At 69.9% G+C, this 25,488-nt stretch carries 25 protein-coding genes; 17 read left to right on the top strand and 8 right to left on the bottom strand.

The window, feature by feature from the left end:
- Positions 1-138 precede the first annotated feature (138 nt).
- Together LXT13_RS28635 and LXT13_RS06950 are read left to right on the top strand one after the other, a co-directional pair.
- A complete protein-coding gene (locus LXT13_RS28635; RefSeq protein ID WP_304622802.1) occupies positions 139-1,863 on the top strand; it encodes a methyl-accepting chemotaxis protein in 1,725 nt (574 codons plus the stop codon).
- A gap of 128 nt (positions 1,864-1,991) precedes the next feature.
- Positions 1,992-2,459, top strand: a complete 468-nt coding sequence (locus tag LXT13_RS06950) for a chemotaxis protein CheW (protein WP_233371219.1) — start codon at positions 1,992-1,994, stop codon at positions 2,457-2,459.
- Positions 2,460-2,474: 15 nt separating this feature from the next.
- On the opposite strand, the gene LXT13_RS06955 is transcribed toward LXT13_RS06950, so the two are convergent.
- From LXT13_RS06955 to LXT13_RS06965, 3 genes are read right to left on the bottom strand one after another with little or no spacing between them, the layout of a single operon-like run.
- Positions 2,475-3,794: a sensor histidine kinase gene (locus LXT13_RS06955; protein WP_233371089.1), complete on the bottom strand. Its 1,320-nt coding sequence runs from the start codon at positions 3,792-3,794 to the stop codon at positions 2,475-2,477.
- Positions 3,791-4,465: a response regulator gene (locus LXT13_RS06960; protein WP_233371091.1), complete on the bottom strand. Its 675-nt coding sequence runs from the start codon at positions 4,463-4,465 to the stop codon at positions 3,791-3,793. The genes LXT13_RS06955 and LXT13_RS06960 overlap by 4 nt, the downstream gene beginning before the upstream one ends.
- A 13-nt stretch (positions 4,466-4,478) precedes the next feature.
- The gene (locus tag LXT13_RS06965; RefSeq protein WP_233371093.1) at positions 4,479-5,024 is read right to left on the bottom strand and encodes a cysteine hydrolase family protein; all 546 of its coding nucleotides are present in this window, start codon (positions 5,022-5,024) and stop codon (positions 4,479-4,481) included.
- Positions 5,025-5,157: 133 nt separating this feature from the next.
- On the opposite strand from LXT13_RS06965, the gene LXT13_RS06970 reads away from it, so the two are divergent.
- On the top strand, positions 5,158-7,377 hold the full coding sequence (locus LXT13_RS06970; RefSeq protein WP_233371095.1) for a phosphocholine-specific phospholipase C: 2,220 nt from the start codon (positions 5,158-5,160) through the stop codon (positions 7,375-7,377).
- Positions 7,378-7,437: 60 nt separating this feature from the next.
- Positions 7,438-8,061, top strand: coding sequence for a choice-of-anchor R domain-containing protein (locus tag LXT13_RS06975; RefSeq protein WP_233371097.1), 624 nt, complete (start codon positions 7,438-7,440; stop codon positions 8,059-8,061).
- A 136-nt stretch (positions 8,062-8,197) separates the two neighbouring features.
- Here LXT13_RS06975 and LXT13_RS06980 read toward each other — a convergent pair whose 3' ends face one another.
- From LXT13_RS06980 to LXT13_RS06990, 3 genes are all read right to left on the bottom strand, one after another.
- Positions 8,198-9,091: an NAD(P)/FAD-dependent oxidoreductase gene (locus LXT13_RS06980; RefSeq protein WP_233371099.1), complete on the bottom strand. Its 894-nt coding sequence runs from the start codon at positions 9,089-9,091 to the stop codon at positions 8,198-8,200.
- On the bottom strand, positions 9,081-9,557 hold the full coding sequence (locus LXT13_RS06985; RefSeq protein ID WP_233371100.1) for an Rrf2 family transcriptional regulator: 477 nt from the start codon (positions 9,555-9,557) through the stop codon (positions 9,081-9,083). Before LXT13_RS06985 ends, LXT13_RS06980 begins: the two co-directional genes overlap by 11 nt.
- A gap of 78 nt (positions 9,558-9,635) precedes the next feature.
- Entirely contained in the window at positions 9,636-10,421 is a 786-nt protein-coding gene (locus LXT13_RS06990) for an SDR family NAD(P)-dependent oxidoreductase (RefSeq protein WP_233371102.1), read from the bottom strand.
- 179 nt (positions 10,422-10,600) lie between these two features.
- Here LXT13_RS06990 and LXT13_RS06995 point away from each other — a divergent pair, with 179 nt between their 5' ends.
- The 6 genes from LXT13_RS06995 (at position 10,601) to LXT13_RS07020 (ending at position 14,666) form a co-directional block, all read left to right on the top strand.
- Positions 10,601-11,341 (top strand): GntR family transcriptional regulator, encoded by a 741-nt coding sequence (locus LXT13_RS06995; RefSeq protein WP_233371103.1) that lies wholly within the window; start codon positions 10,601-10,603, stop codon positions 11,339-11,341.
- On the top strand, positions 11,338-12,123 hold the full coding sequence (locus LXT13_RS07000; protein WP_233371104.1) for a transporter substrate-binding domain-containing protein: 786 nt from the start codon (positions 11,338-11,340) through the stop codon (positions 12,121-12,123). Before LXT13_RS06995 ends, LXT13_RS07000 begins: the two co-directional genes overlap by 4 nt.
- Positions 12,124-12,143: 20 nt before the next feature.
- A complete protein-coding gene (locus LXT13_RS07005) occupies positions 12,144-12,812 on the top strand; it encodes an amino acid ABC transporter permease (RefSeq protein ID WP_233371105.1) in 669 nt (222 codons plus the stop codon).
- Positions 12,809-13,456 carry an amino acid ABC transporter permease gene (locus tag LXT13_RS07010; protein ID WP_233371106.1) on the top strand — a complete coding sequence of 216 codons (648 nt, stop codon included), beginning with the start codon at positions 12,809-12,811 and terminating at the stop codon, positions 13,454-13,456. Before LXT13_RS07005 ends, LXT13_RS07010 begins: the two co-directional genes overlap by 4 nt.
- Positions 13,446-14,201, top strand: a complete 756-nt coding sequence (locus LXT13_RS07015; protein WP_233371107.1) for an amino acid ABC transporter ATP-binding protein — start codon at positions 13,446-13,448, stop codon at positions 14,199-14,201. Before LXT13_RS07010 ends, LXT13_RS07015 begins: the two co-directional genes overlap by 11 nt.
- 90 nt (positions 14,202-14,291) lie before the next feature.
- Positions 14,292-14,666, top strand: a complete 375-nt coding sequence (locus tag LXT13_RS07020) for a DUF1801 domain-containing protein (RefSeq protein WP_233371108.1) — start codon at positions 14,292-14,294, stop codon at positions 14,664-14,666.
- A 15-nt stretch (positions 14,667-14,681) separates the two neighbouring features.
- Here LXT13_RS07020 and LXT13_RS07025 read toward each other — a convergent pair whose 3' ends face one another.
- On the bottom strand, positions 14,682-17,177 hold the full coding sequence (locus LXT13_RS07025; RefSeq protein ID WP_233371109.1) for a sensor histidine kinase: 2,496 nt from the start codon (positions 17,175-17,177) through the stop codon (positions 14,682-14,684).
- A 74-nt stretch (positions 17,178-17,251) separates the two neighbouring features.
- A complete protein-coding gene (locus LXT13_RS07030) occupies positions 17,252-17,914 on the bottom strand; it encodes an HD-GYP domain-containing protein (RefSeq protein WP_233371110.1) in 663 nt (220 codons plus the stop codon).
- An 80-nt stretch (positions 17,915-17,994) separates the two neighbouring features.
- On the opposite strand from LXT13_RS07030, the gene LXT13_RS07035 reads away from it, so the two are divergent.
- From LXT13_RS07035 to LXT13_RS07065, 7 genes are all read left to right on the top strand, one after another.
- The gene (locus LXT13_RS07035; protein WP_233371111.1) at positions 17,995-18,621 is read left to right on the top strand and encodes a helix-turn-helix domain-containing protein; all 627 of its coding nucleotides are present in this window, start codon (positions 17,995-17,997) and stop codon (positions 18,619-18,621) included.
- A gap of 8 nt (positions 18,622-18,629) precedes the next feature.
- Positions 18,630-19,364 carry an Hpt domain-containing protein gene (locus LXT13_RS07040; protein ID WP_233371112.1) on the top strand — a complete coding sequence of 245 codons (735 nt, stop codon included), beginning with the start codon at positions 18,630-18,632 and terminating at the stop codon, positions 19,362-19,364.
- 178 nt (positions 19,365-19,542) lie between these two features.
- Positions 19,543-19,938, top strand: a complete 396-nt coding sequence (locus LXT13_RS07045) for a response regulator (protein WP_233371113.1) — start codon at positions 19,543-19,545, stop codon at positions 19,936-19,938.
- Between the two features lie 75 nt (positions 19,939-20,013).
- Complete coding sequence (locus LXT13_RS07050; RefSeq protein WP_233371114.1) at positions 20,014-21,570, top strand: DUF1800 domain-containing protein; 1,557 nt, start codon at positions 20,014-20,016, stop codon at positions 21,568-21,570.
- 64 nt (positions 21,571-21,634) lie between these two features.
- Entirely contained in the window at positions 21,635-22,867 is a 1,233-nt protein-coding gene (locus LXT13_RS07055) for a DUF1501 domain-containing protein (RefSeq protein ID WP_233371115.1), read from the top strand.
- A gap of 257 nt (positions 22,868-23,124) precedes the next feature.
- The gene (locus tag LXT13_RS07060; protein ID WP_233371116.1) at positions 23,125-24,402 is read left to right on the top strand and encodes an efflux RND transporter periplasmic adaptor subunit; all 1,278 of its coding nucleotides are present in this window, start codon (positions 23,125-23,127) and stop codon (positions 24,400-24,402) included.
- 398 nt (positions 24,403-24,800) lie between these two features.
- Complete coding sequence (locus LXT13_RS07065) at positions 24,801-25,484, top strand: ABC transporter ATP-binding protein (RefSeq protein ID WP_233371117.1); 684 nt, start codon at positions 24,801-24,803, stop codon at positions 25,482-25,484.
- Positions 25,485-25,488: the final 4 nt, after the last annotated feature.

The raw sequence follows: 25,488 nt of genomic DNA on the forward strand, positions 1-25,488 counted from the left end.
AACTACTCCGCCGCCCTGGTGTTAACCCGATGTTGTGCTCTTGATTTGACGCATCTTCTATCGAAGAATTCGAAAATATCAAATCAAACGTTTGCAGATTCGCCCAGCGCTTCTGTGAATCCTTTTAAGGACGACATCATGTTTAACCAACTCAGGATCGGCGCGCGACTCGCCTTGGGTTTCGGGACCCTGTTGCTGTTGCTCAGTGCAGTTGCCGGCTTCGGCATGTACCAGACCTCGAACATCAACAACAACGTGCTCGATCTCTCTGACAACTGGGTGCCGAGCATCAAGACACTCGGCGACCTGCGTGCACGGGCCAATCGACTGCGCCGGGCCACGATCAACCACCTACTGGCGGACACGCCAGAGGGCAAGGCGGCGCAGGCCGCCATCCACGACAAGCTGGTGCAAAAAGACTGGCCCGAGATCATGGCCGCTTACGAGAAGCTGGTGTCCTCTGCCGAGGAAGCCGCGCTGCTGGAGCAGATGAAGACGTTGTGGGCCGATCACCTGAAGGATGACCTGCGTCTGATCGAACTCTCCAACGGCGGCGATGCCACCTTCGTCGAAGCCCGCAAGCTCGCAACCGGTGCTTCTGCTGCGTCGTTCACGAAGCTGTTGAAGGTCATCGAGCAGGACGTCGAGCTCAACAACAAGGGGGCGGCCTCCAGCGGCGAAGCCGCGGCCGTCAACTACCGCTCGGTCATGCAGAGCAACGTCGTGGCGATCGTCGTGGTGCTGCTGACAGGCGTCGTGCTGGCGATCGTCATCTCGCGCAGCATCACGCGGCCGCTGCGGCAGGCCGTCGATGTGGCCAAGGCAGTGGCTGCCGGGGACCTGACGTCTTCTGTCAAGGTGCAGGGGCGCGACGAAACGGCTGAACTGCTCAGCGCGCTGGGCGACATGAACGACAACCTTGCCCGCATCGTCGGCCAGGTGCGCAACAGCAGCGAGAACATCGCCACCGGCTCGGCCGAGATTGCCACTGGCAACCAGGACCTGAGCCAGCGCACGGAGGAGCAGGCCAGCAACCTGCAGCAGACGGCCGCGTCGATGGAGGAGATGGCCGGCACCGTGCGGCACAACGCCGACACGACACAGCAGGCTACCAAGCTGGCCCAGCAGGCGTCGACCGCCGCGGTGAAGGGAGGCGAGGCCGTCGGTGCTGTCGTCAGCACGATGCAGGACATCTCCGCCGCGTCGCGCAAGATCGTCGACATCATCGGTGTCATCGATGGCATCGCGTTCCAGACCAACATCCTTGCGCTGAACGCAGCGGTGGAGGCGGCGCGCGCCGGCGAACAGGGGCGCGGCTTCGCCGTCGTGGCCAGTGAAGTGCGCAGCCTCGCCGGCCGCTCTGCCGACGCGGCCAAGGAGATCAAGTCGCTGATCAGCGCCAGCGTCGAGAAGGTCGAGATGGGCACGCGCCGGGTGGATGAAGCCGGCAGCTCGATGACCGACATCGTCACGCAGGTGCAGGGCGTCAACCAGCTGATCGCGGAGATCGCGATTGCGACGGCCGAGCAGTCCAAGGGCATCAGCCAGGTGGGTGATGCGGTGAACCAGCTCGACCAGGTTACGCAGCAGAACGCCGCCCTGGTGGAAGAAAGCGCCGCCGCTGCCGACAGCCTGAAGCACCAGGCCGCCGCGCTGGCGGAGGCTGTGCGCGTGTTCAAGCTGGCTGATCAGCGGGCTGTCGCGCCTGCCGCGCCGGTCGCCGTCGTTGCGCCGGAGCCGGCACCCGCCGCCGCGCCGCGCTCAGCCGCCCGCGCCGCGCGGCCCGCGCGTGCAAGCGCGCCGCTGGTATCGCCCGTCGGCGGGCTCGCACTGGCCGGCGCGGACCATTGGGAATCCTTCTGAACCGTCGCCCGGCTCACCCCTTATTTCGCCCAATACAAGGAAGCGACATGACTGCGCTCATCACCCAGACTTCATCCCTCACCCAGCCCGCTGTGGCCCAGGACCTGATACCCCTGACGCGCGCCAACATGGCGCTGCCCAGCGAATTTCTAAGCTTCCGGCTAGGCCGCGAGGAATACGGCATCGACATCCTGCGCGTGCAGGAGATCCGCCGTTACGTCGAACCCACGCGCATCGCCAACGCACCGGCGTTCATCCGTGGTGTCATCAACCTGCGCGGCGTCATCGTCCCCATCGTCGACCTGCGCCTGAAGCTCTCGTGCAACGCTGAGTACACCGAGTTCACGGTCGTCATCGTGCTGAACCTGGGAGCGCGCATCATCGGCATCGTCGTGGACGCGGTATCCGACGTCGTCGCGCTGGACGCGGCCGACATCAAACCCGCGCCTTCCATGAGCGCCGCCGTCGACGCGGGCTTCATCCTCGGCATCAGCAGCATCCGCCATGGTGACGACGAGCGCATGCTCATCCTGGCCGACATCGACACCCTGATGGCCGGCATGGGGCTGGGGCTCGCTGACGCGACACTGCATTGAGACAGCCGCGGGCCGCTACCAGCCTGCGTCAGCCCACATCAGCTCGGCCCGCAGCCCGCCCAGCGGCGAGTCCGCCAGCGACACGCTGGCGCCATGCTGGCGCGCCGCTGCGCGCACGATGGCCAGGCCCAGGCCGCTGCCTTCCACCGTCATGTCCTCTCCGCGCTGGAAGCGGTCGAATACGCGTTCGCGCAGCGCTGGCGGAATGCCGGGGCCATCGTCGTCCACGCGCAGCAGCGGCGCACCGCCGCGGCCGCGCAATGCGCTCACCTGGACCGTTCGGGCACCGTACTTGACGGCGTTGTCGACGAGGTTGCGCAGCGCGCTGCGCAGGGCCTGCGGGTTGCCGCTGACCGGCAGCGGGTCGGGGGCCGTGAGCGTCAACACCACGCCGGCGCGCTCGGCCAGCGGCTGCACGTCGGCGAGCGCCTGGCGGGCGAGCTCGGCCAGATCCAGCGGCAACCTGGTGGCTTCCGCGCCGGGCTCGGCACGGGCCAGCGCCAGCAACTGCTCGACGAGGTGCACGGCGCGGTCGATGCCGCCACGCAACCGGGCGATGCCTTCCTCCTGCTGCGGGCCCGGCGCCGAATCGCGCAGCAGGCCCAGCTGCAGCTTCAGCGCCGTCAGCGGTGAGCGCAGCTCATGCGCTGCGTCGGCGACAAAGCTCCGCTGCGCCTCGAACGCCTCGGCCAGCCGCGCCAGCAAGCCGTTGAAGGCATCCACCAGCGGCGCCACCTCGCCCGGCAGGTCGGCGGTGGGAAGCGGGTCCATCGCGTTGGCGCCGCCGGCCTGCGCGGCGCGCGTGACACGGGCCAGCGGCGCCAGCGACACGCCCAGCAGCCACCACACGGCCGCGGCCACCAGCGGCAGCGCTACGGCCACCGGCACGATGCTGCGCAGCGCCGCCAGCGCCGCCAGCCGCTGACGCACGCTTAGCGGCTGCGCCACCTGCACGACGCGCAGCGGCGTGGCCGCACCGAACACTCGCCAGTCCTGACCGCCCAGCCGCAGGTTGGAGAAGCCCAGCACCGCGCGCGGCGGCAGCGGCTCGGTCATGCCCTGCGGCCGGCTGGAGTACAGCTCCAGCCCTTGCAGCGACCAGATCTGCACGACGTAGTCGAAGCTCGGGTCGGCGAGCACGGCGGCTTCGTCACTGGCCACGCGGCCCTGGTCGCGCAGCGACAGCGCGGTCTGGCGTAGCTGGTAGTCGAACAGCTGGTCCGCCTCGGCGCGCACGCTCACATACGTGGCGCCGCCCACGGCAAGCGCCGTGACCGCACCGAGCAGGGCGAGCAGCGCGAAGAGTCGACCGCGCAGCGTTGTCAGCAGCTTCACATGCCGCCCTTTTCAGGACCGGCGTAGTAGCCCAAGCCGCGCACCGTGTGCAGCAGGTCGGCGCCCAGCTTCTTGCGCAGCTGGTGCATGTAGACGCTGATCGCGTTGCTCTCCAGCTCTTCGCCCCAGCCGTAAAGGCGGTCTTCCAGCTGCGCGCGCGACACGATGGCGCCGGGCCGCTCCAGCAGCGCCTCCAGCAGCGCGAACTCGCGCGCCGACAGCAGGATCGGCCGCCCCGCGCGCGTGACCTCTCGCGTGGCCGGATCCAGCCGCAGGTCCGCCACGGCGAGGGCGGTGTCGGTGCGGCCGCCCATGCGACGCGTGACGGCGCGCAGCCGCGCCAGCAGCTCGTCCAGCTCGAAGGGCTTGACGAGGTAGTCGTCAGCCCCGGCGTCCAGCCCGGCGACCTTGTCGCTGAGCGCGTCGCGCGCCGTCAGCACGATGACGGGCGTGGCGTCGCCGCGCGCGCGCAGCGACCGCAGCACGTCCACGCCGTTCTTCTTGGGCAGGCCCAGGTCCAGCAGCACGGCGTCGAAGCGCTCGCCGCTGGCCAGCACGGTGTCGGCGGCCTGGCCGTCGCGCACCCAGTCGGCTGCGAAGCCCTGGCGGCGCAGCGCCTCGCGCAGGCTCTCGCCGATCATCGAGTCGTCTTCCACGAGCAGCAGTCGCATGGCGGAACGAGCCCTAGGACAGCAGCGCGAGAGCCGCGCCGGTGTCGACGATCGACGCGTACTCGCCCTGCAGATTGGCCAGCGCCATCTGGTGAACTTCCTCGGCCGCGTGGCGGACGCCGCGCAGGTCGGTCTGGTCGAACGTGAAGCAGGCGTCCGACACGACGCGGGTGCAAAAGCCGAGGTTGCCGGCGCTGCGCGCGGTGGCTTCCACCGAGTTGTTGGTGCTGACGCCGCAGACGACCAGCTCGCGCAGGCCGCGGGCGTGCAGCCAGCGTTCCAGACCGCTGTGCGTGAAGGCGTCGGTCACATGCTTGTCGACGACGTGCTCGTCGTCGCGCGGTGCCAGCGCGGGTTGGAACTCGGCGCCGGGCTGACCCGGCCAGAACGGCGAACCGGGCGTGCGCGACAGGTGGCGCACGTGCACGACCGGCTCGCCGGCGCGCCGCCAGGCGTCCAGCAGGCGCGCGATGCGGGCCTCGGCGTCGAGGTTGTTGCGCACGTCGGCCTGGGGCCAGGTCATGCCGACCTGCATGTCGATGATGAGAAGCACGGGCATGTGGCAAGCGTAACGCGGCGGCGCCGCAGCCCCGGGGCCGTCACACGGCTGCCATGCGCGCGCCACAAACGCTGACCAAAATTTGCCGAACCGGCAGCGCCCCGGGCTGACGACGCAACCAAGGACACAGGACATGACGAAGATCGACCGCCGCGCCATGCTGCGCGGCCTGGCTGGCGCGGGCGCGGTGGCAGCCCTCCCCGACAGCATCCAGCAGGCGCTGGCCATCTCGCCGCAGGGCAGCACCGGCACGATCAACGACGTGCAGCACATCGTCGTACTGATGCAGGAGAACCGGTCCTTCGATCATTACTTCGGCACGCTGCGTGGCGTGCGCGGATTCAGCGACCCGCGTGCCGTCAAGCAGTACGGCACGGGCAAGAGCATCTTCGAGCAGCCCAACCTGAGCTCGGCCGGCGTGACGCAGAGCCCGCCGACGCTGCTGCCCTTCCACCCGACAGCCGCCAATCTCGGTCAGCAGTTCCTGACCGGCCTGCCGCATGCGTGGGCCGACGCGCACAAGGCCTGGAACAACGGCCACAACGACCGCTGGGTGCCCGCCAAGGGCAAGGTCACGATGGCCTACATGCAGCGCAGCGACATCCCGTTCTATTACGCGCTGGCCGACGCCTTCACGATCTGCGACGCCTACCACTGCTCCATCATGGCGTCGACCGATCCCAACCGCTACTACCTGTGGAGCGGCTGGTGCGGCCAGAACGGCACGCTGCCCGGCGGTATCGACGTGAGCAACACCGGCAGCACGCAGGGCAAGCTGGCGCTCAACGCCAGCGGTGGCAGCGCCGGCAACGGCACGCCGCCCTACGGCCCGGTCGTCAACAACGCCGAGCAGGGCTACAACTGGACCACCTACCCGGAGCGCCTGCAGCAGGCTGGCATCACGTGGAAGGTCTACCAGGACGTAGGCCACGGCTTGGACAGCAACGGCAACTGGGGCTGGGACGGCGCCAATCCCTACATCGGCAACTACGGTGACAACTCGCTGCTGTACTTCAACCAGTACCGCAACGCCCAGCCCGGCAGCCCGCTGTACGAGCGGGCCCGCACCGGCACCAACCTGCTCAACGGCGGCGCGTTCGACAACGGCACGTTGTTCGACCAGCTGCGCGCCGACGTGATGAACGGCACGCTGCCGCAGGTGTCGTGGATTGCCGCGCCCGAGGCCTACAGCGAGCACTCCAACTGGCCCACGAGCTACGGCACCTGGTATGTGCAGAACGTGTTGAACGCGCTGACCGCCAACCCGGCCGTCTGGGCGCGCACCGTCTTCATCATCTGTTTCGACGAGAACGACGGCTTCTTCGACCACATCGTGCCGCCCACGCCGCCGGGCTCGCCCGCGCAGGGCAAGTCCACGGTCAGCACCGTCAATGAGCTCTACCCCGGTGCCGGCAGCTACGCGGCCGGCCCGTACGGCCTGGGCGCTCGCGTGCCGATGCTCGTCATCTCGCCGTGGAGCAAGGGGGGCTGGGTCTGCTCCGAGACCTTCGACCACACGTCCATCATCCGCTTCATCGAGAAGCGCTTCGGCGTCATGGAGCCCAACATCTCGCCGTGGCGCCGCGCCGTGTGCGGCGACCTGACCTCCACGCTGGACTTCACGCTGGCCAATGCCGCCGCCGCGCGCCTGCCCAGCACGGCTGCGTACGCGCCGCCGCTGGCCGACATCGTCAGCGGCAGGAAGTACGGCACCTACACGCCGCCCGTGCCGTCCAACCAGGTCATGCCGGTGCAGGAGCCCGGCGTACGGCTGGCCCGCCCGCTGCCCTACGAGCTGCAGGCCGACTGGACGCCGGCTGCCGACGGCGCGAGCTTCAACCTCGACTTCGCCAACACCGGCACGGCCGGCGCCTGGCTGCATGTGCGCACGGCCAACGGCTGCACGGCCGGCGGCAGCACGGGCCCCTGGGGCTACACGGTGGAAGCCGGCAAGACGCTAGCCGACACCTGGCAGACGCCGGCTGGCGCTGTCTATGACGTGTCCGTGCACGGGCCCAACGGCTTCTTCCGCCGCTATGCCGGCAGCCTCGCGGCAGGTGCGGCGCGGCTGGTCGTGCGCACTCGCTACGACCGCGCGACGGGCGGCCTGTCGCTGACCGTCACCAACGCAGGCGCCACGGCGACCGACGTCACTGTGACCGACCGCTACACCAACGCCGCCACGCACCAACTGCTGCAGCCGGGCGCCAGCTTCCGCTCCGACTGGACGCTGCAGACCAGCGCGCGCTGGTACGACCTGCTCGTCAGCGCGGCCGGCGACGCGGGCTTCGTCGCGGCAGTCGCCGGACACGTCGAGACCGGTGCCGCCGGTACCAGCGATCCGCTGCTGTAACGCCTGCCGAACGCCCGGCGCCTGCCGGGCACGACCCCAATGATGTTTCCAGGACTCTCCATGCGCCGCTTCCAACCTCTGCTGCTCGCCGCCCTGATCGCTATCGCCCTGCCGGCCGCCGCCGCGACGACCGTGTTCGACAACCTCGGTTCGGTCGAAGGCGCCGACCCGCTTCTGGGTTATGGCCCGCTGGCCGATTCCTTCCAGACCGGTGACGGCGGCCAGCTCGTGCTGTCGCAGGTGACGGCCTTGCTGAAGAGTGGCAGTGCCGATGTCGTCGGTGACCTGCGTGTGAGCCTGCTGGCCGACAACGCCGGCAGCCCGGGCAGCTGGCTGGCGACCGTGGGCTCGTTGTCCAGCGCGGCCGTGTCGACCGCCGGTTTCAGCGCCTACAGCTTCAAGCCGGCGGCGGCCGTGCAGCTGGCGGCCCACACGACCTACTGGGTGCAGATCGAGGCCTTGAAGCCCAATGCGGTGGAATGGGCCTGGTCGTCGGACCTGAGCGGCATCGGCGTGGCCGGCGGCGCGAATGCCAACGCGTTGCTGGGCGTCAGCTCGAACCTCGCCGCCGCGCCTTACCAGATGTCGGTCAGCGTGCAGGCCGTTCCCGAGCCGGCGTCGCTGGCGCTGATGCTGAGCGGCGTCGGCCTCGTGGCTGCCGCCGCACGCCGTCGCCAGCGCTGAACCCCTTCATCGCCGGGGCCTTGCGCCGGACGGATGCGCTCTTGCGCGGCCAGGCGCCGGCTTGTGGCTCACGGCGCCAGCAACTGCGGTCGTGGCGACGCCGTGGCGGGCCGGCGCACTGCGAGCCTTGCCAGCCTCAGAGCATCGTCGAGCGGTGCGCACCGAAGCCGGCCATCACGCCATCGCCCACGGCCAAAGCGACGTTGCCAGTCGCGCGCGCCGCATCGCCACACGCGAAGACGTTCGGCACGCTGGTCTCCTGCATCGGCGTGACCTGGATGAACGGCCCCATCGGTCCTTCGGTCATCGCACAACCGAGCTGGCTTGCGACCGGGCTGGACATGGCCGTGCGGGGTTGCGTGAACAGGCCGGCCATGTGCAGCACACGGCCGTCGGCAAGCACCACGTCGGCCTCGCCGTCGATGCGGACGACCGGTACGTGCTCGACCCGCGTGCCGCGCCGCGCGAGATGGGCGCGCTCCTCGTCGCTCGGCGTGTAGACGCCGTTGAGGAACAGGGTTGTTCGCCCCCAGTCGGGCAGCATGAGGGCATGGTGCTGCGCCTGCGGCGTGGCGGCGATGATGCCGATGTCGCCGGCATCCAGCTCGTAGCCATGGCAGTACGGGCAATGGAAGACGCTGCGGCCCCAACGCTCGGCGAGGCCGGACAGCGGCGGCAGGATGTCTCGCACGCCGGTGGCCAGGATGAGACGGCCGGCGCCAATGGCGGTATCGCCGACGCGGAACGTGAGCCGGCCGTCCGCACTGACGCGGGCGTCATCGGCCGTGCCGTCCAGCCATTGCACGCTGGGGTAGCGCAGCAACTGGGCCCGCGCTTGCGCCACGATGTCTGCCGGCGCGACGCCGTCCTGCGATAGGAAGCCCTGCGACGTCAGGCCCGCCGCATCGACAAAGCGGTTGCGGCGCTGGCCGGCATCGACGACCAGTACCTGGCGACGTGCCCGCGCCAGTTGCAGCGCGGCGGACAGGCCGGCAAAGCTGCCACCGATGACGGCGAAATCAATCTGCATGACGGTGCTCCTCGAGAAGGTGGCGCCGTTCGGTGTCGCGGTGGCTGCCCAGGCGACGATGGAAGTCCTGCGACAGCGCAGCCAACGTCACGGCGCCCAGCCGACGCAGCAGCAGCGCCTCGGCGTCGCGCACGGCGACGCCCAGCGCGTCGTTGACGGCCTGGGCGACGAGGCATTGGGGGCGGTCCTCCCGGAACCCCAATGACACGAAGGCGGGCGCTCCGAGCGCTTCATGCACGTCGCGCAACGTGATGTGGTCCAGTGGGCAGCACAGCACCCAGCCGCCGCCATGCCCTTTGGATGACGCGACGAGGCCGGCCTCGCGCAACCCCGTCATCAGGCGTCGCAGCACGACGGGGTTCGTCTGCATCGCCGCGGCGAGGGTCTCGGAGGTGGCCGGGCCGTCACCCTCGGCCATGTGCAGCAGCACGTGCAGCACGTCGGACAGCTGGCTGTTCTGTTTCATGCAACATTATTAGTTGCATGAAATTTCACCCAGCCACTGTAGGGTTGTCGTCTGCAAGCACGGCCGATGCCACCGGCGCTAGAACGCACTCTTGGTCGTGCCGCCGTCCACGCGCAGCGCGGCTCCCGTCGTCGCCGAGGCCAGCGGGCTGGCGACATAGGTCACCAGCGCAGCCACCTCCTCGGGCGTCGAGAAGCGCTTGATGAGTGACGTGGGCCTGACTTTCTCGAAGAACTCGGTCTCGAACTCGGCGAACGACTTGCCCTTCGAAACCTGCTCGACGAAGTCGTTCACGCCACGCGAGCGCGTCGGGCCGGGAAGCACGCTGTTGACCGTGATGCCGGTCCCGGCCAGTGACTCGGCCAGGCCACGGGACACGGCCAGCTGGGCCGTCTTCGTCATGCCGTAGTGCACCATCTCGGCGGGGATCTGCACGGCGCTCTCGCTGGAGATGAAGATGACGCGGCCCCAGTTGGCGGCCTTCATGGCGGGCAATACCAGCCGCGCCAGCCGAACGCCGCTGAGCACATTGACATCGAAGAAGCGCTGCCAGTCGGCGTCGGGGATGTCCTCGAACGGCTTGGCCTCGAAGATGCCGAGGTTGTTGACGAGGATTTCGATGCCCGGGTGCGTCCGCACCAGGGCCTCGGCCGCTTCGGCCTGGCTGAGGTCGCCCGCAAAGCCGAGCGGCCGGTTGCCCGTGGCGGCCTCGATGGCGGCCACGGCTGCCTCGACGGCAGGTTGCGTGCGCCCGTTGACGATGACGCGGGCACCCTCGGCGGCGAGAGATTGTGCGATCGCGTGGCCGATGCCGGCGGTGCTGCCGGAGACGAGGGCCAGGCGGTTCTTCAATTGAAGGTCCATGGTGCGGTTCCTGAGTGGGGGCGGGACATCGGGTGTAGCCGATCCGCAGCGACCCGACTGGCGTTGGGGCTGCTCGGCACCGTGGCAGTGCAGATGGCTCGCGCGCCGGTACGAATTGGTGCACAGCGCTTGCATACAAGCCAGATAAACGCTGGCACGGAAGCTGCGAAGAGCTTGCCATGGGCATCTCGGCCACCGACATCAGCCAGCGCATCGTTGAAGCGGTGCTCGCGCAGAAGCTCGCGCCCGGCGCGCGGCTGGGCGAGCAGCAGCTGGCGATGCTGTTCGACTGCAGCCGCACCATCGTCCGCGAAGCGCTCACGCGGCTGGCTGCGCGCGGCATCGTCACCGTCAGCGCACGGCGCGGCTGGTACCTCATCGCGCCGTCGCCCGACGAGGTTCGCGAGGCCTTCGAGGCCCGCCGCGTCATCGAGCTGGGGCTGATCCGCGGCGAGGGCCAGCTGCCGCCCGCCGCCATCGAGCGCCTGAACCAGCACCTGCAGCAGGAGCATGCCGCGCTGCAGAGTGACGACGTCGGCACGCGCAGCTTTCTGCTGGGTGACTTCCATGTCTGCCTCGCCGAGTGCCTGGGCAACGGCCTGCTGGCCGATACGTTGCGCGACTTCACTGCGAGGACGACGTTGATCGCGATGCGCTACCAGTCGTCCCACGACGCGGCGCGGTCCTGCCAGGACCATGTCGCCATCGTCGCCGCGCTGGCCGTCGGCGACCGCGACCGCGCCGAGACCTTGATGGCCCAGCACCTCGCCAGCGTGCAGGCCGCGCTGCGCCTGCCGGCCGACGACGACCCGCTGCAGCGGCTGCGAGAGGCGCTTGCGCCGCTGCCACCGCTGGCCACCGAACCCATCGTCCCCCCTGACAGCCCCACCGACAGTCCCTATCTAGGAGCCCTGCTATGACGACCTTATCCCGCCGCCTGCTGCTGGCCTGCGCCGCAGGCCTGTTCACTCTGGGCGCTCAGGCCCAGACCGCGCTGGACGGCATCCTGAAGAGCAAGACGGTCAAGATCGCGATCCCGACCGACTACCCACCCTACGGCTTCGTCGGCCCGGACATGAAGCCGCAGGGCCTGGACGTGGCGATGGCCGAGCTGATCGCCGCCAAGCTGGGCGCCAAGGTCGAGCTGGTGCCGGTGACCAGCGCCAACCGCATTCCCTACCTGCAGACGAAGAAGGCCGACCTCGTCATCTCCACGCTGGGCAAGAACCCTGAGCGCGAGAAGGTCATCAACTTCAGCGCGGCCTACGCGCCGTTCTACCAGGCGGTGTTCGCCGCCAAGAGCCTGCCCATCAAGAGCTGGGCAGACCTGGCCGGCAAGAGCGTGGCCGTCACGCGCGGCGCGATGGAAGACCAGGAGCTGAGCAAGGTGGCCCCGTCGACGCTGGAGTTCAAGCGCTTCGAGGACAACAACGCCACCATTGCCGCCTTCGCCGCAGGCCAGACGCAGCTGCTGGCCACCAGCGCGGCCGTCGCTGGCAACCTGATGTACCGCAACCCCGGCCTCAACACCGAATACAAGCTGCTGCTGAAGGACAGCCCCTGCTATGTCGGCGTGGCCAAGGGCGAGGACGCGCTGCTGGCCAAGGTCAACGAGATCATCGCGGCGGCCAAGGCGGCGGGCGAGCTGGAAGCGCTGTCGAAGAAATGGCTGGGCCGCGGCTCCGGCGAACTGCCGTTGTGAGTTGAGCGCGGAGCGAGGCCATGATCAGCTTCGACTTCATGGCAGTGCTGGCCGAATGGCCGCTGCTGCTCAAGGGCCTGGCGTGGACGCTGGGACTCACGTTGGTCTCGACGCCGCTCGGGCTGGCCATCGCGGTGCTGGGCGCCTGGTCCCGTGCCTGCGGGCCGGTGTGGCTGCGGCGCATGCTGGGCCTCTACGTGGAGCTGCTGCGCAACACGCCGTTCATCGTGCAGCTTTTCTTCGTGTTCTTCGGCCTGCCGGCGCTCGGCATCAAGCTGTCGCCGGAGCTGGCCTCGGTCATCGCGATGACGCTGAACCTCGGTGCCTACGGCACCGAGATCCTGCGCGCCGGCATCCAGGCAACGCCGCGTGGCCAGTGGGAGGCGGCGCAGAGTCTCGCGCTGAGCCGCATGCAGACGTTCACCCGCGTCGTGCTGCCGCCGGCGCTGCAGCGCGTGTGGCCGGCGATGACGAGCCAGATCATCATCGTCATGCTCGGCTCGGCCGTCTGCGGCCAGATCTCCACCGAGGAACTGAGCTACGCGGTCAACCTCATCCACAGTCGCAACTTCCGTGCGTTCGAGGCGGTCTTCATCGCGACGGCCACCTACTTGCTGCTGGCCATCCTCGCCCGCAAGCTGCTGATGTGGGCCGGCCCGCGCTTCGTGTTCGGCAGGAGGTCCGCATGATCGAGTTCACGCTGTGGGACATAGTGCGCAACCTGCTGCTGGCGCTGCGCTGGACGGTCGCGCTGTCGCTGATCGCCTTCATCGGTGGCGGCCTCGTGGGCGGCCTGTTGCTGACGCTGCGGCTGGGCCTGGGCAGCGGCGCGCGGCGGCTGATCGGCTGGTATGTGCAGCTGTTCCAGGGCACGCCGCTGCTGATGCAGCTCTTCCTCGCCTACTTCGGCCTCGCGCTGCTGGGGATCGAGGTGTCGGCCTGGACTGCCGCGGCGCTGGCGCTGACGCTCTACACCAGCGCCTATCTCGTCGAGATCTGGCGCGGCTGCGTCGAGGCCGTGCCGCGCGGCCAGTGGGAGGCGGCCCGGAGTCTGGCGCTGTCATTTGGCGAGCAACTGCGTCACGTCATCCTGCCGCAGGCGTCGCGCCTGGCCATTGCGCCGACAGTGGGCTTCCTCGTGCAGGTCATCAAGGGCACGGCGCTGGCGTCGGTCATCGGATTCGTCGAGCTGACCAAGGCCGGCGGCATGATCGCCAACGCCAGCTTCAAGCCTTTCCTCGTCTTCGGTTGCGTGGCGCTGCTGTATTTCGCGCTGTGCTTCCCCGTCAGCCTGTTCGCCCAACGTTTGGAGCGCCGCATCCATGTCCGCTGAAGCCCTGGCCGTCCCCATCGTCCGCATCACCGCGCTGCGCAAGTCCTACGGCACGAACGAGGTGCTCAAGGGCATCGACCTCGATGTCATGCGCGGCGAGGTGGTCGCCATCATCGGCAAGAGCGGCTCCGGCAAGAGCACGCTGCTGCGCTGCGTGAATGGGCTGGAGCAGTTCCAGGAGGGCTCGCTGACCGTCAACGGCAAGCCGCTGCTGTACGAGAGCGCCATGGCCATGCGCGATCTGCGCCAGCAGGTGGGCATGATCTTCCAGGGCTTCAACCTCTTCCCGCACCTGAGCGTGGGCCGCAACGTCATGCTGGCACCCACCCTCGTCAAGAAACGCAGCCCCAACGAGGCGGCCGAGCAGGCTACCAAGCTGTTGCGGCGCGTGGGCCTGGCCGAGAAGTTCAACGCGATGCCCGACCAGCTCTCGGGCGGTCAGCAGCAGCGCGTGGCCATCGCCCGGGCCCTCGCGATGGAGCCGGCCGTGCTTCTGTGCGACGAGATCACGTCGGCGTTGGACCCGGAGCTCGTGGGCGAGGTGCTGCGCGTCGTCGAGGCGCTGGCCGAGGAGGGCATGACTCTGATGATGGTCACGCACGAAATGAACTTCGCCCGCAAGGTCGCAGACCGTGTCATCTTCATGCACCAGGGCCGGGTGCACGAGATCGGCCCGCCGGCCGAGCTGTTTGGTGCGCCGAAGACGGCGGAGCTCAAACAGTTCCTGTCCTCGTTGCACGACTGAAGGGGCTGCCGGCGAGCCGATCAGGTTTCAAGAAGCCGCCGTCCGGCGCCGGCGTTAGGCTCGTGGCTGTCTCCACCTTGCTGCCGCGCCATGAGCACCACACCCGCCTCCGCCCTCATCGACGAGCGCATCGCCACCCTCGGCGGCTGGCGCGGCGATACGCTGGCTGCGCTACGTGCGCTGCTGCACGATGCCGTGCCCAACATCGTCGAGGAGTGGAAGTGGAGCAACCCCGTCTGGTCGCTCGACGGGATCGTCTGCACCGGCGAGGCCTACAAGAGCGCTGTCAAGATGACCTTCCCGCGCGGCGCTGCGCTGCCCGACCCCAAGGGACTGTTCAATGCCAGCCTGGAAGGCAAGGTGCGGCGGGCCATCGACTTCCACGAAGGCGGCAAGCTCGACAAACCCGCGCTGAAGGCGCTGTTCCGCGCCGCGGTGGCGGCCAACCAGGCCGCGCGGCGCTGAGCGGCGCCGGCGGCTTCAGGCGGCCAGCTCGTCCAGCTGCGCTGCCGGCAGCACCAGCGTGATGACCGCGCCGCCTCCCACGCGGTTGGCGGCCCAGATGCGTCCGCCATGGGCGCGGGCCAGCCGGCGGCAGATGGCCAGGCCCAGGCCCGTGCCGCCGGCCGCGCTCCTCGTGGCACTGGACTGCACAAAGGCCTCGAAGATGCTCTCCAGTTCGTCCGGTGGTATGCCCGGGCCGCGGTCGGCCACCTCGATGCGCACGTCGCCCCGTTCGTCCAGGCCGGCCACCAGTTCGATGCGCCCGCCTTCGGGCGAGAAGCGGATGGCGTTGGCCAACAGGTTGCGCACCAGTTGCTGCAGCCGTGGCGGGTCGGCCATCACCAGCAGCAGCCCGTCGCCGAGGTTGGCCTCCAGCTCCAGGCGGCGCGCGGCCAACAGCGGCGACAGCTCGTGTGTCACCTCGATGGCCAGCGGTCGCAGGTCCAGCCGCTGCAGCGTCAGCGGCTCGGCGCCACGCTCGATCTTGCTGAGGTCCAGCAGGTCGTTGACGAGGCTGAGCATGCGCTGCCCGGCGCGGTGCACGTCGGCGAACATCTCGGCCAGCCGCGGGTCGTGGCGGGAGCGCAGCGTGCCCAGTTCCGAAAAGCCGAGGATGGACTGCAGCGGCGTGCGCAGCTCGTGGCTGACGTTGGCGATGAAGTCGGACTTTGCCCGTGACGACTCCACCGCGGCGTCGCGCGCCGCGCGCGTGGCGCGCTCGGCCTCGCGGAAGTCGCTGATGTCCATGAAGCAGACGACGATGCCGGCCGGCCGGCCCTGGGCGTCGGGGAAGGTGGCCTTGCTGATGAACAGGTCGCGCCGTCGCCCATCGGCGGCGTGCCACACCGCCTCGTAGCTCAGCTCTCCGCCGTTGGCCAGCAGCGCAGCGTCGCGCGCGTCATGGGCGGCCGCCTCTTCTGCGCGCAGATAGCTGGCGGCGCGCCGGCCCAGCACGTCGCCGCGGCTGCGGCCGGTGAACTGCTCCCACGCGCGGTTCACGTCCACATAGCGGTTCTCGCGGTCTAGCACCGACATCGGCAGCGGGCTGCTGGCCAGCAGCGAGCGCGCCAGCCCCAGCTGCGCGCTCAGCTCGGCCTGCGCCTGCATCAGGCTGCTCACGTCGGCCGCACTGCCCACCCATTCCAACTGGTCGGGACCCCGGCGCAGCGGCACGACATGGATCTCGAAGCTGAAGGCACGGCCCTCGGGGCTCATCCAGTCGGCATGCGCCTGTCGGGGCTGGGGGACGGCACCGTGCGAGGGCTCGAACAGCGCGGCGACGCTCGGCGCCCCGCCGAACAAGTCCTGCAAGGGCCGGCCCAGCACGCGCTGCACGTCGTGGCCCCATTGCTGCGCATAGCCCTCATTGATGAAGGTCACATGGCCCCGGGCGTCGGTGCGGAACAGCAGGTCCTGCACGCTGCCGAAGATGGCGCTCAGCTCGTGCTCGCGTTCGACGATCTGGCGTTGCGCCTGGTCGAGGGCGAGGGCCGCGCGCTCCCGCGCGCGCAGCGCGGCGGCGCCCACCATCGATAGCGCCACCAGCGCCATCGCGATGACGAAGGCCGGCAGCCCCAGGTCGCGCACGCTGAGGAACCATTGATGCTGCACTTCCTCCTGCGGCAGCTCCACCAGCATCGCCAACGGCCGAGCGCGCAGCGCGCGGTAGGCGCCGATCTGCTCATCCTCGCGCAGGCCGGGGCCGCTCCAGCCGCCGTATTCGCTGCCACCTCGCACTCGGCCCACCGGGGCTGTGGGCGAGAGCAGCCGTTCGAGCCGCTGACCCGGCAGGGCCTCCGCGCCGCTGGTGGCAGCCAGCAGCCGGCCGTCCAAGGCGACGAGCGCGGCCGCTGCCTGGGCATCGTTCAGGGCCATCTGCTGGAAGTTGGCCAGCGCGTCCGGGTTGATCAACGCGACGAGCAACGCCGGACGGTCCGCCGCGGCGCCTGGCAGATGCACGCCCCGCAGCACGGGGATGAAGCCCACGCCCGCCGGCACGGCCGCACGGTCCGGACCCAGGCCGGCAAGGCTGCGCGCGGGCACGAAGCCGCCGATGCTGTCGCGCCCCGGTACGGGCCAGGCACCCAGTGACGTGGGATCGATGCGAGCGCCGCGGTCAGCGGGGTCCGCGGCGGCGAGCACCAGGCCGGCGTCGTTCACCAGTGCCACGCCGCGCAGGAAGGGCAGGCTGGCCTGCGTCTGGTCCAGCAGCGCCTGCAGCACGTCGGGCGGCGCGCCTCGCTCGGCCGCGTCGGCCAGCCCCGCCAGCGCGATCTGGGCGGCATCGAAGCTGCGGCTGGCATGGTCTTCCAGCACCCGGGCGAGCAACACGACCCGGTCGGTGGCGTCGGCCGTCAACTCGCGATGCTCGCGCCACAGGCTGTAGACGGTGGCACCCAGCAACACGAGGGCCAGCAGCACGCCGGCGGCGGCCGTGATGAGGCTCGGGCGCCAGCGGCTGCGGTGGGGCATGGGCAGGTTCTCGGGGGCAGGGGATGTCCAGCCCGCACGATAGCGCCCTCCCGATATCACCCCGCGCGCAGCGCTCAGCCAGCCGGGCGCGGCGGCTGCACGCCCGGCCGCGCCAGGTCGATGCGGTCGCGCAGCGCGATCATCTCGGCCGCATGCGTCAGGAAGGTGCAGACGATCTCCGGGTCGAAGGCGCTGCCGGCCTGTTCTGCCAGCATCGCCAGCGCACGGTCGTCGGCCCGGGCCGGGCGGTAACGGTGGCGCCGGGTCAGGGCGTCGAAGTAATCCACCACTGCGACGATGCGGGCCGACAGCGGGATGTCCTTGCCGCGCAGCCCTTGCGGGTAGCCGTTGCCGTCCCAGCGCTCGCGTAGATGCAGGGCAATCTCGGCGGCGAGCGAGAACAGCGGCAGGCGCGAGCCGCTCAGCAAAGCGGCGCCGCGCTCGGGTTGCGCCTGGCGGCGGCGGCGCTCCTCGGCCGCCGTCAGCGGCCAGGCGGGTTCGAAGGAGGCTGTCGGGTCCGATTCACCGACGTCGTGTAGCGGCGCGGCCAGGCGCAGCAGTTGCGCCGCGTCGGCATCGACGCCCAGGTGGCGGGCCAGCGCCTCAGAGAGGTGGCCCAGGCGCACGCCGTGTGCGCGCGAATCTTCCTCGCGCTGTTCCTCGGCAGCCGGCAGGCTCAGCTGCCGTTCGGCGCGGGGGCCGGTCGGTGGCTTGTCGTGCGAGGCAGTGGACGGCATGAAGATACTCCAGGAATGCGGTTGAATTGTGCAGTGAAATCGTTTTTATCAAATAGGCAGGAGCCTGCGAATTCGGCAAAATGTCGCGTGTGAATCACATCCCGTCTGTCCCCGACACCTGCTCCACGACTGAGGCCGCACAGCGGCTGGGTATGGCAGTGCGCTCCGTCCAGCTCATGGTGGACCGAGGTGAACTCCAGGCCTGGAAGACGCCCGGCGGTCACCGGCGCATCCTGCGAAGCTCGCTGGAGGCCTGGCTCGACGCGCGGGGCGGCGGCTCTGCAGCCGCATCGCAGTCAGCCGCAGAGCGCGGGCGCGCCAAAACGCTGCTGCTCATCGAGGACTCGGTCCATTTCCAGAACCTCATCAGCCTCATCGTGAAGCGTGAGCTGCCCGATGCCGAGCTGCACGTGGCTGCCGACGGCATCGCTGGGCTGGCGCTGGCCGGCCGGCTGGAGCCGGACCTGCTGCTCATCGACATCCTGCTGCCAGGCATCGACGGCGCCGCCCTCATCACCAGCCTGCGTTCGCATCCGCAGTTCGCGCGCAGCCGCCTTATCGTCGTCACGGCGCTGGATGAGGCCCAGCGTGAGCCCTACCGCTTTGCGCTGGAGGGCGTGCCGGTCGTGCACAAGACAGCACTGGTCACCGAGCTGCCGCCGTTGCTGGCGGGCCTGGCACCCCGCACCGCCGCGCACGCCGCCTGACGCACGCCATGGCTGCGCGGGTGCTGCTCATCGAGGACGATGCATCCATCGCCCGCTTCGTCGAGCTGGCATTGGAGGAACTGCCCGCCGAGGAACCGGACGCGCCGGCAGTGGAGTTGCGCGTGGCGGGCAGCCTGGCTGAGGCGCGCACCGCGCTGGCCGAAGGCGCATGGCAGCTTGTCATCAGCGACCTGATGTTGCCCGACGGCTCCGCCGAGTCGTTGCTGGCCGAGGGCGTGGCGCTGGCGGCCGGGGCGCCGCCGTGGATCGTCTTCAGTGCCGGAGTGCACGACGACCGCCGGGTCGCGCTGGCCGACCGCGGCGTCGCACGCGTGCTGCGCAAGCCCGTTCCACTGGGCGAACTGCTGGGCACGGTCGCCGAGCTGTTGCGCGAGGCCCCGGCCCCTTGTCCGGTGACAGCCGCCGCCGACGAGGCCGACCCGGTGCACCTGCATTTCGGCGGTGATCGCCAGATGTACGAGAGCTTCCGCGCGGGCTGCATCCAGCGCTTTGCCGACGACATCATGCAGGGCGATGCCGCCGTGGCGCGTGCCGACGCCGCGGCGCTGCGCCGGGTGGCCCATGGGCTGAAGGCCGTGCTGGAGCTCATCGGCCATTCCGACCTGGCCGCCCAGGCGCGTGCGCTGGAGTCCGCCGCCGCCGGCGGTGTCCCCGGTTGGCCGGCCGGCTGGCCGGCGTTGACGCGCGGGCTGGAAAGCCTGGGCGTCCGCCGCGCCGGCTAAGCCGGAGTGGGCTACCGGTTTTAGCGTAGAAATCCACGCATTGCGCGCCCCTTGGGCAGGGGAGTGCCCGCCGTTATCAATGAAATTGATAATGTCTGCCGTCACTTCTCACGCGCTAGATGCTCGCCGAATCCGTCGTTCCCGCAGTTCAGCACCGCTTCCAAGGCGACGCCAGCCGATGACGCCGCGTGTGGTGCTTTACGTCGAGGACGACGCCGTCAACGCGCTGTTGATGGAAGGCATCGTCGAGTTGCTGCCCGGCACGCGTTTGCGCGTGGCGCGTACGGGGGCCGAGGCGCAGCGCATCGTCGCGGCCGAGCCGGTCGACCTGCTGCTTTGCGACCTGCGCCTGCCCGACGTGGCGGGCGATCAGCTGCCTACCTTGCTGCGCCAGGCCGGACTGCCGGCCACCGTGCCCGCGGTGCTCGTGACGGCCGAAAGCGAGTGCGTCGCGGCGGACCTGGCGCGGGACGCCGGCTTTGACGCCTTCTGGTGCAAGCCGCTGGACGTGGCTGCGACGCTGCGAAGCCTGTCCGAGTGGTTGCACGCAGCGCCGCGCGCGACGGTCGGCTGACACAAAACTTTGCGTCGGGGCCACATGGCCTTGCGCACCTGGCGGGATGCTCCGTGCAAACGACGGAGTTCCCCGATGAACAAGCACCGCCGCTTCATGTTGAGCAGTGGCGCCGCCCTGATTGGGACGGCGCTGCTGAGTCGTCGGGGCCATGCCGCCGGCCTGCCGGCACCGGGTGCCGAGGAACGCGCCCTGCATGCCCTCAACCGGCTGGGCTACGGCCCGCGCCCGGCGGATGCCGCCGCTATCGCCGACCAGGGCGCCGAACGCTGGCTTGAGCGCTTCCTGGACGAGCAGCTCGCGCCGCGTCGCTTGCCCCAGCCCGCGGCGCTGACGGCGCGCCTGGCCGGCCTGGACGTGTTGCAGTTGGGCCAGGCTGAGCTGCTGGGGCGCTACCGCGAGGCAGTGAAGGCCACGCGTGAGGCCCGGCGCGAACAAGCGCGGGGTGAGGCGCCCAGCGCCGAGGCGTTGAACGCCGTGCGGGAGAAGGTCAGGCCGCTGGTGCAGCAGGCCGCCGTCGCGCGGCTGTCGCGAGCGCTGCAGAGCCCTGCGCAGCTGGAGGAGGTGTTGACCGAGTTCTGGTTCAACCACTTCAACGTGTTTGCCGGCAAGGGGCCGGTGGGTGTGCTGGTGGCCGACTACGAGCAGCGTGCCATCCGGCCTTTCGTGTTCGGTCGCTTCCGCGACATGCTCGGCGCGACGGCACGGCACCCGGCCATGCTGCTGTACTTGGACAACGCGCAGAGCGTCGTCGCCGGCTACCAGCCGCCACAGCGCGCGCGCCGCTTCCTGGCCGAGCGGCCCGAGCTGAAGGCCCGGCTGCCCCAGGGGCTCAACGAGAACTACGCCCGCGAGCTGATGGAGCTGCACACGCTGGGCGTGGACGGCGGCTACACGCAGCGCGACGTCACCGAGCTGGCGCGCATGCTGACGGGCTGGGGCCTCGATTCCCGTAAGGCTCTTGTCGGCGGTACCGGCGGCCTGTTCGCGTTCGACCCGCGCAAGCACGACAACGGCACCAAGACCTGGCTCGGTCGCGTCGTCCGGGCCGCGGGCGCCGCAGAAGGCGAGCAGGCGCTGGATGTGCTGGCCAGCCACCCGGCGACGGCGCGGCACCTGGCCGGGCAGTTCGCCCAGGCCTTTGTCGCCGACGAGCCGCCGGCTGGCCTCGTGCAGCGGCTGGCCGACAACTTCCAGGCCACCGGCGGCGACCTGCGCGAGTTCACGCGCACGCTGATCCGCGCGGACGAGTTCTGGAGCCGTGACGCCTACCAGGCCAAGTTCAAGACGCCCTACCAGTACCTGCTGTCCAGCCTGCGCGCGCTGGACCTGCCGCTGGGTAACCCTCAGCCGCTGCTGGCGGCGCTGGCACAGGCCGGCCAGCCGCTGTACGGTGCCGCGACGCCCGATGGCTACAGGACCACCGCCACCGCCTGGCGCAACCCCGAGGCGCTGACGCAGCGCGTGCAGCTCGCCAGCACGCTGGGGCAACGCAGCGGCATCAGCGCCGACCGGCTGGGCGCGACGCTCGGCGCATCCGTCAGCGAGCCCACGCGCCGCACGCTGGCCACCGAGCCCGCCGGCCAGCAGGTCGCCCTGCTGCTGGCCTCCCCCGATTTCATGAGGAGATAGACGCCATGCGACCGAGCGCCTTCATCCATTCACGGCTGCGTCGTGCGGCTGGGCAGGCCTGACCATGCTGCGCCGCCAACTCCTCAACTTTGGTGCCTTCACGCTCGGCGGCCTACCGGTGTCGCTGCTGCACGCCCAGGGCGCCGCGCAGAAAAAACTCGTCGTCGTGCTGCTGCGCGGCGCGGTGGACGGCCTGTCGGTCGTCGCGCCCTACGGTGAGCGGGAGTACGCCGCCAGCCGGCCGCAGATCGCGCTGCCGCCGCCCGGGGGCGAAGATGGCCTGCTGAAGCTGGACTCGCTATTCGGCCTGCATCCTTCGCTGGCGCCGCTCAAGCGGCACTGGGATGGCGGCCAGCTGGCCTTCGTGCACGCCAGCGGCTCGCCGGACCCGACGCGCTCGCACTTCGATGCGCAGGACTACGTCGAATCCGGCACCCCCGGCCGCAAGTCCACGCCCGATGGCTGGATGAACCGTCTGCTGACGGCCTTGCCCGGCGAACCCAGCCCGACGAGGGCCATCAGCCAGGGCAGCACGCCGCCGCGCATATTTTCGGGGGCAGCCAGCGTCGCCAGCCTGGGCCTAGGCCCGGGCGCGCTGCAGCGCCGCGCCATCGATGACCCGCAGCTGCAGGCCGGCCTCGCGCGGCTCTACGCCCATGATGCGCCGTTGAACCAGACGCTGCGCGACACGACCGAGGGCCGCGGCGAGATGGCCCGCAGCATGGCCGCGCCGGAGGGCCGGTCGATGGACCCGTCGGCGGACGCCGGTGCGCCCTCCGCGCGCAGCTTCGCCGCCGATGCGCGGCGCCTGGGCACGTTGATCCGCAAGGACCCGCACACGCAGCTCGCCTTCACCGCCGTCGGCGGGTGGGACACGCATGTCAGCCAGGGCGCCGCGCGTGGCCAGTTGGCCAACCGGCTGGCCGCCCTCGGCGAAGGACTGGACGCGCTGACGCTGGGGCTGGGCGACACATACAAGGACACCGTCATCGTCGTGCTAAGCGAGTTCGGCCGCACGCTGCGCCAGAACGGCAATGGCGGCACCGATCACGGTCGTGGCAACGTCATGTGGCTGCTGGGCGGCCCCGTCGCGGGCGGCCAGGTGTTGGGCGAATGGCCAGGCCTGGACGCCGCGGCGCTCGCGGACGGCCGCGACCTGGCCGTGCGCACCGACTTCCGCCAGGTGCTGGCCCCGGTGCTGCAGCGCCACCTGGGCCTGACGGAATCCGCACTGGCGACGGTGTTTCCCCAAGGTCCGCAAACTTGGCGTTATGCGGACCGGCTGCTGCGCGCCTGAGCGCCCATCGGACGCCACCGGGAGATCGACATGATCCGAGTTCCCCTGACCTCGTTCGGCCTGTGGATGGCGGTTGCCGTGCTGGCGTACTGCTTCCTCGTGCTGACCGAAGCGATCTGAGCGAATCGCAGCGAACCCGACCCTGACCGGATTGGCGCCCGGACTGTCCGGACACTGTCCGCGGACAGGTCCGGCAGCGCCAAGTCGTTGATTCGTCGTGGCGGTGACCTTGGCACGGCGCTTGCGGAAAGCAGGGCATGAACGCCCGCTTCCGCGACACCTCCGAGCAGGATCGTCCGCTCGCCTCCCCGTCCCGCCGCAAGCCGCTGCTTGTGGTCGGCGGCGCCGCAGTTCTGGTCGCCCTGGCGTTGCTGGGCGGTGGGTGGCTGAAGCAGGGCCTGTCGGCCGGCACGGCCGTCAGCGCCGCGCGGCTGAGCATCGCGACGGTGGATGTCGGCCCGCTGACGCGTGACGTCGCCGGCGAAGGCCGCGTCGTCGCCGCGCAGAGCCCGACGCTGTACGCGCCAGGCGCCGGCACCGTGACGCTGGATGTGCGCGCCGGCGACCCGGTCAGGCGCGGCCAGGTGCTGGCTCATGTCGATTCGCCCGAGCTGACGAACCGCCTCGCGCAGGAGCGCAGCAACATCGATGCATTGCGCGCCGACCTGGCCCGCGCCGAGGTCGACGCCCGTCAGCAGACGGCCGCGCTGCAGAGCGCCTACGAGAACGCCCGCATCGACCAGCAGACCGCGCAGAACGACCTCGCGCGTCAGACCCAGGCCTTCGAGGCCGGCGCCACGGCGCGCATGCAGGTGGAGCGGGCGCAGGACGCGCTCGCCAAGGCGAAGCTTGCGTTGGAGCAGGCCCGCGACCTGCGCGGCCTCAAGACGGACAGCCTGGCGCTGGATGTGCAGGCCAAGAAGAGCGCGCTGGCCCGCCAGCAACTGCTGGTGGCCGACCTGGAGCGCCAGGTGGCCGAGCTGCAGGTGCGCTCGCCGGTGGACGGTCAGGTGGGCCAGCTCTTCATCGCGGACCGCACCAACGTGGGCCGCGACGCGAAGCTGCTGTCCGTGGTGGATCTTTCGGCGCTGGAGGTGCAGATGCAGGTGGCCGAGAGCTTCGCCCGTGAGCTGCAGCCGGGGATGCCAGGCGAGATCAGCGGCAACGGCCAGCGCTGGGCAGGTTCGGTCAGCTCGGTCTCGCCGGAAGTGGTGAACGGCGAGGTGGCGGCGCGGCTGCGCTTTGCGGGCGCGCAGCCCGAGCAGCTGCGGCAGAACCAGCGCTTGTCGGTGCGCGTGCTGCTCGACCGGCGCGACAAGGTGCTGGGCGTGGCGCGCGGCAGCTTCGTGGACGAAGGTGGTGGCAGTCATGCCTACGTCGTGCGGGACGGAGTGGCCGAGAAGGTCGCCGTCAAGCTCGGCGCGCGCTCGCTGGACCGCGTGGAGGTGCTCTCGGGTTTGCAGGCGGGCGACCGGGTCGTGATCTCGGGCGCTGATGGGTTCAAGGGCGCGGCGCGCGTCTTGATCGCCGATTGAGGTCGGGCGTGATGGGTGCGATAGGCGCTTCGTTTTCGGTTGTCCTGACGACTCGGTGCCGAGTCGCCGGGAGTCCGCCCTGGCGGGCGGGTAACTTTTCTGTGCTGCGCCAGAGAAAAGTCAACAAGAGAGAGGCGCTGAACCGCCCACCAGCACCACGTGCATTCACTGCGCATGCCGAGTCTTACCAGGTGTACGTCCTGAGGCGAGCCGCTGCGCTCTTGCGGTTGGCCTTGTCACCGGCACGACTCATCGCGACATCGGGCCGCCTAACGCGCGGTTGCACGCCGGGCGGGACTCCCGGCATCGTCCCGTCCAACAAGCGCCACCGAAGCGTGCAACGCCCCGCGACAGCCTCGATCACCACCAAGCCCACCTTGAGCGAATAGGACCCACCCATGCTCCACATGGACAACCTCCAGAAGGTCTACCGCACCGAAATGGTCGAGACCTACGCCCTCCGCGACTTCAACCTGAAGGTCAACGAAGGCGAATTCGTCGCCGTCACCGGTCCGTCCGGCTCCGGCAAGACCACCTTCCTCACGATCGCCGGCCTGCTCGAAGCCTTCAGCGCCGGCACCTACATGCTCGACGGCATCGACGTCAGCCGCATGGGCGACGGCGAGCGCTCGCGCATCCGCAACCAGAAGATCGGCTTCATCTTCCAGGCCTTCAACCTGATCCCGGACCTCAACGTACTCGACAACATCGAAGTGCCGCTGCGCTATCGCGGCTTCGGTGCCGGCGAGCGGCGCAAGCGCGCGGCCGACGCGCTCGCGCGCGTCGGTCTGTCCGCCCGCGGCAAGCACTACCCGGCGGAACTCTCCGGCGGCCAGCAGCAGCGCGTGGCCATCGCGCGGGCGCTGGCCGGCGAGCCGCGCCTGCTGCTGGCCGACGAGCCGACCGGCAATCTCGACAGCGCGATGGCTCGTAGCGTCATGGAGCTGCTGGAAGAACTGCATCGCGACGGCGCCACCATCGTCATGGTCACGCACGACCCGCAGCTGGCCGCACGCGCCCAGCGCAATGTCCACGTCATCGACGGCCAGGTCGTCGATCTCGCCGCCGACCTGGCTGCCTGAGCCG

The organism is Pelomonas cellulosilytica (assembly GCF_021353265.1).
Lineage (GTDB): Bacteria > Pseudomonadota > Gammaproteobacteria > Burkholderiales > Burkholderiaceae_C > Pelomonas > Pelomonas cellulosilytica.

What these genes read in the sequence shown, in the direction of transcription:
- LXT13_RS28635 (WP_304622802.1), top strand. Translation starts at nt 139, where the DNA reads ATGTTTAACCAACTCAGGATCGGCGCGCGACTCGCCTTGGGTTTCGGG.
- LXT13_RS06950 (WP_233371219.1), top strand. Translation starts at nt 1,992, where the DNA reads ATGGCGCTGCCCAGCGAATTTCTAAGCTTCCGGCTAGGCCGCGAGGAA.
- LXT13_RS06960 (WP_233371091.1), bottom strand. Translation starts at nt 4,465, where the DNA reads ATGCGACTGCTGCTCGTGGAAGACGACTCGATGATCGGCGAGAGCCTG.
- LXT13_RS06965 (WP_233371093.1), bottom strand. Translation starts at nt 5,024, where the DNA reads ATGCCCGTGCTTCTCATCATCGACATGCAGGTCGGCATGACCTGGCCC.
- LXT13_RS06970 (WP_233371095.1), top strand. Translation starts at nt 5,158, where the DNA reads ATGACGAAGATCGACCGCCGCGCCATGCTGCGCGGCCTGGCTGGCGCG.
- LXT13_RS06975 (WP_233371097.1), top strand. Translation starts at nt 7,438, where the DNA reads ATGCGCCGCTTCCAACCTCTGCTGCTCGCCGCCCTGATCGCTATCGCC.
- LXT13_RS06980 (WP_233371099.1), bottom strand. Translation starts at nt 9,091, where the DNA reads ATGCAGATTGATTTCGCCGTCATCGGTGGCAGCTTTGCCGGCCTGTCC.
- LXT13_RS06985 (WP_233371100.1), bottom strand. Translation starts at nt 9,557, where the DNA reads ATGAAACAGAACAGCCAGCTGTCCGACGTGCTGCACGTGCTGCTGCAC.
- LXT13_RS06990 (WP_233371102.1), bottom strand. Translation starts at nt 10,421, where the DNA reads ATGGACCTTCAATTGAAGAACCGCCTGGCCCTCGTCTCCGGCAGCACC.
- LXT13_RS06995 (WP_233371103.1), top strand. Translation starts at nt 10,601, where the DNA reads ATGGGCATCTCGGCCACCGACATCAGCCAGCGCATCGTTGAAGCGGTG.
- LXT13_RS07000 (WP_233371104.1), top strand. Translation starts at nt 11,338, where the DNA reads ATGACGACCTTATCCCGCCGCCTGCTGCTGGCCTGCGCCGCAGGCCTG.
- LXT13_RS07005 (WP_233371105.1), top strand. Translation starts at nt 12,144, where the DNA reads ATGATCAGCTTCGACTTCATGGCAGTGCTGGCCGAATGGCCGCTGCTG.
- LXT13_RS07010 (WP_233371106.1), top strand. Translation starts at nt 12,809, where the DNA reads ATGATCGAGTTCACGCTGTGGGACATAGTGCGCAACCTGCTGCTGGCG.
- LXT13_RS07015 (WP_233371107.1), top strand. Translation starts at nt 13,446, where the DNA reads ATGTCCGCTGAAGCCCTGGCCGTCCCCATCGTCCGCATCACCGCGCTG.
- LXT13_RS07020 (WP_233371108.1), top strand. Translation starts at nt 14,292, where the DNA reads ATGAGCACCACACCCGCCTCCGCCCTCATCGACGAGCGCATCGCCACC.
- LXT13_RS07025 (WP_233371109.1), bottom strand. Translation starts at nt 17,177, where the DNA reads ATGCCCCACCGCAGCCGCTGGCGCCCGAGCCTCATCACGGCCGCCGCC.
- LXT13_RS07030 (WP_233371110.1), bottom strand. Translation starts at nt 17,914, where the DNA reads ATGCCGTCCACTGCCTCGCACGACAAGCCACCGACCGGCCCCCGCGCC.
- LXT13_RS07035 (WP_233371111.1), top strand. Translation starts at nt 17,995, where the DNA reads ATGTCGCGTGTGAATCACATCCCGTCTGTCCCCGACACCTGCTCCACG.
- LXT13_RS07040 (WP_233371112.1), top strand. Translation starts at nt 18,630, where the DNA reads ATGGCTGCGCGGGTGCTGCTCATCGAGGACGATGCATCCATCGCCCGC.
- LXT13_RS07045 (WP_233371113.1), top strand. Translation starts at nt 19,543, where the DNA reads ATGACGCCGCGTGTGGTGCTTTACGTCGAGGACGACGCCGTCAACGCG.
- LXT13_RS07050 (WP_233371114.1), top strand. Translation starts at nt 20,014, where the DNA reads ATGAACAAGCACCGCCGCTTCATGTTGAGCAGTGGCGCCGCCCTGATT.
- LXT13_RS07055 (WP_233371115.1), top strand. Translation starts at nt 21,635, where the DNA reads ATGCTGCGCCGCCAACTCCTCAACTTTGGTGCCTTCACGCTCGGCGGC.
- LXT13_RS07060 (WP_233371116.1), top strand. Translation starts at nt 23,125, where the DNA reads ATGAACGCCCGCTTCCGCGACACCTCCGAGCAGGATCGTCCGCTCGCC.
- LXT13_RS07065 (WP_233371117.1), top strand. Translation starts at nt 24,801, where the DNA reads ATGCTCCACATGGACAACCTCCAGAAGGTCTACCGCACCGAAATGGTC.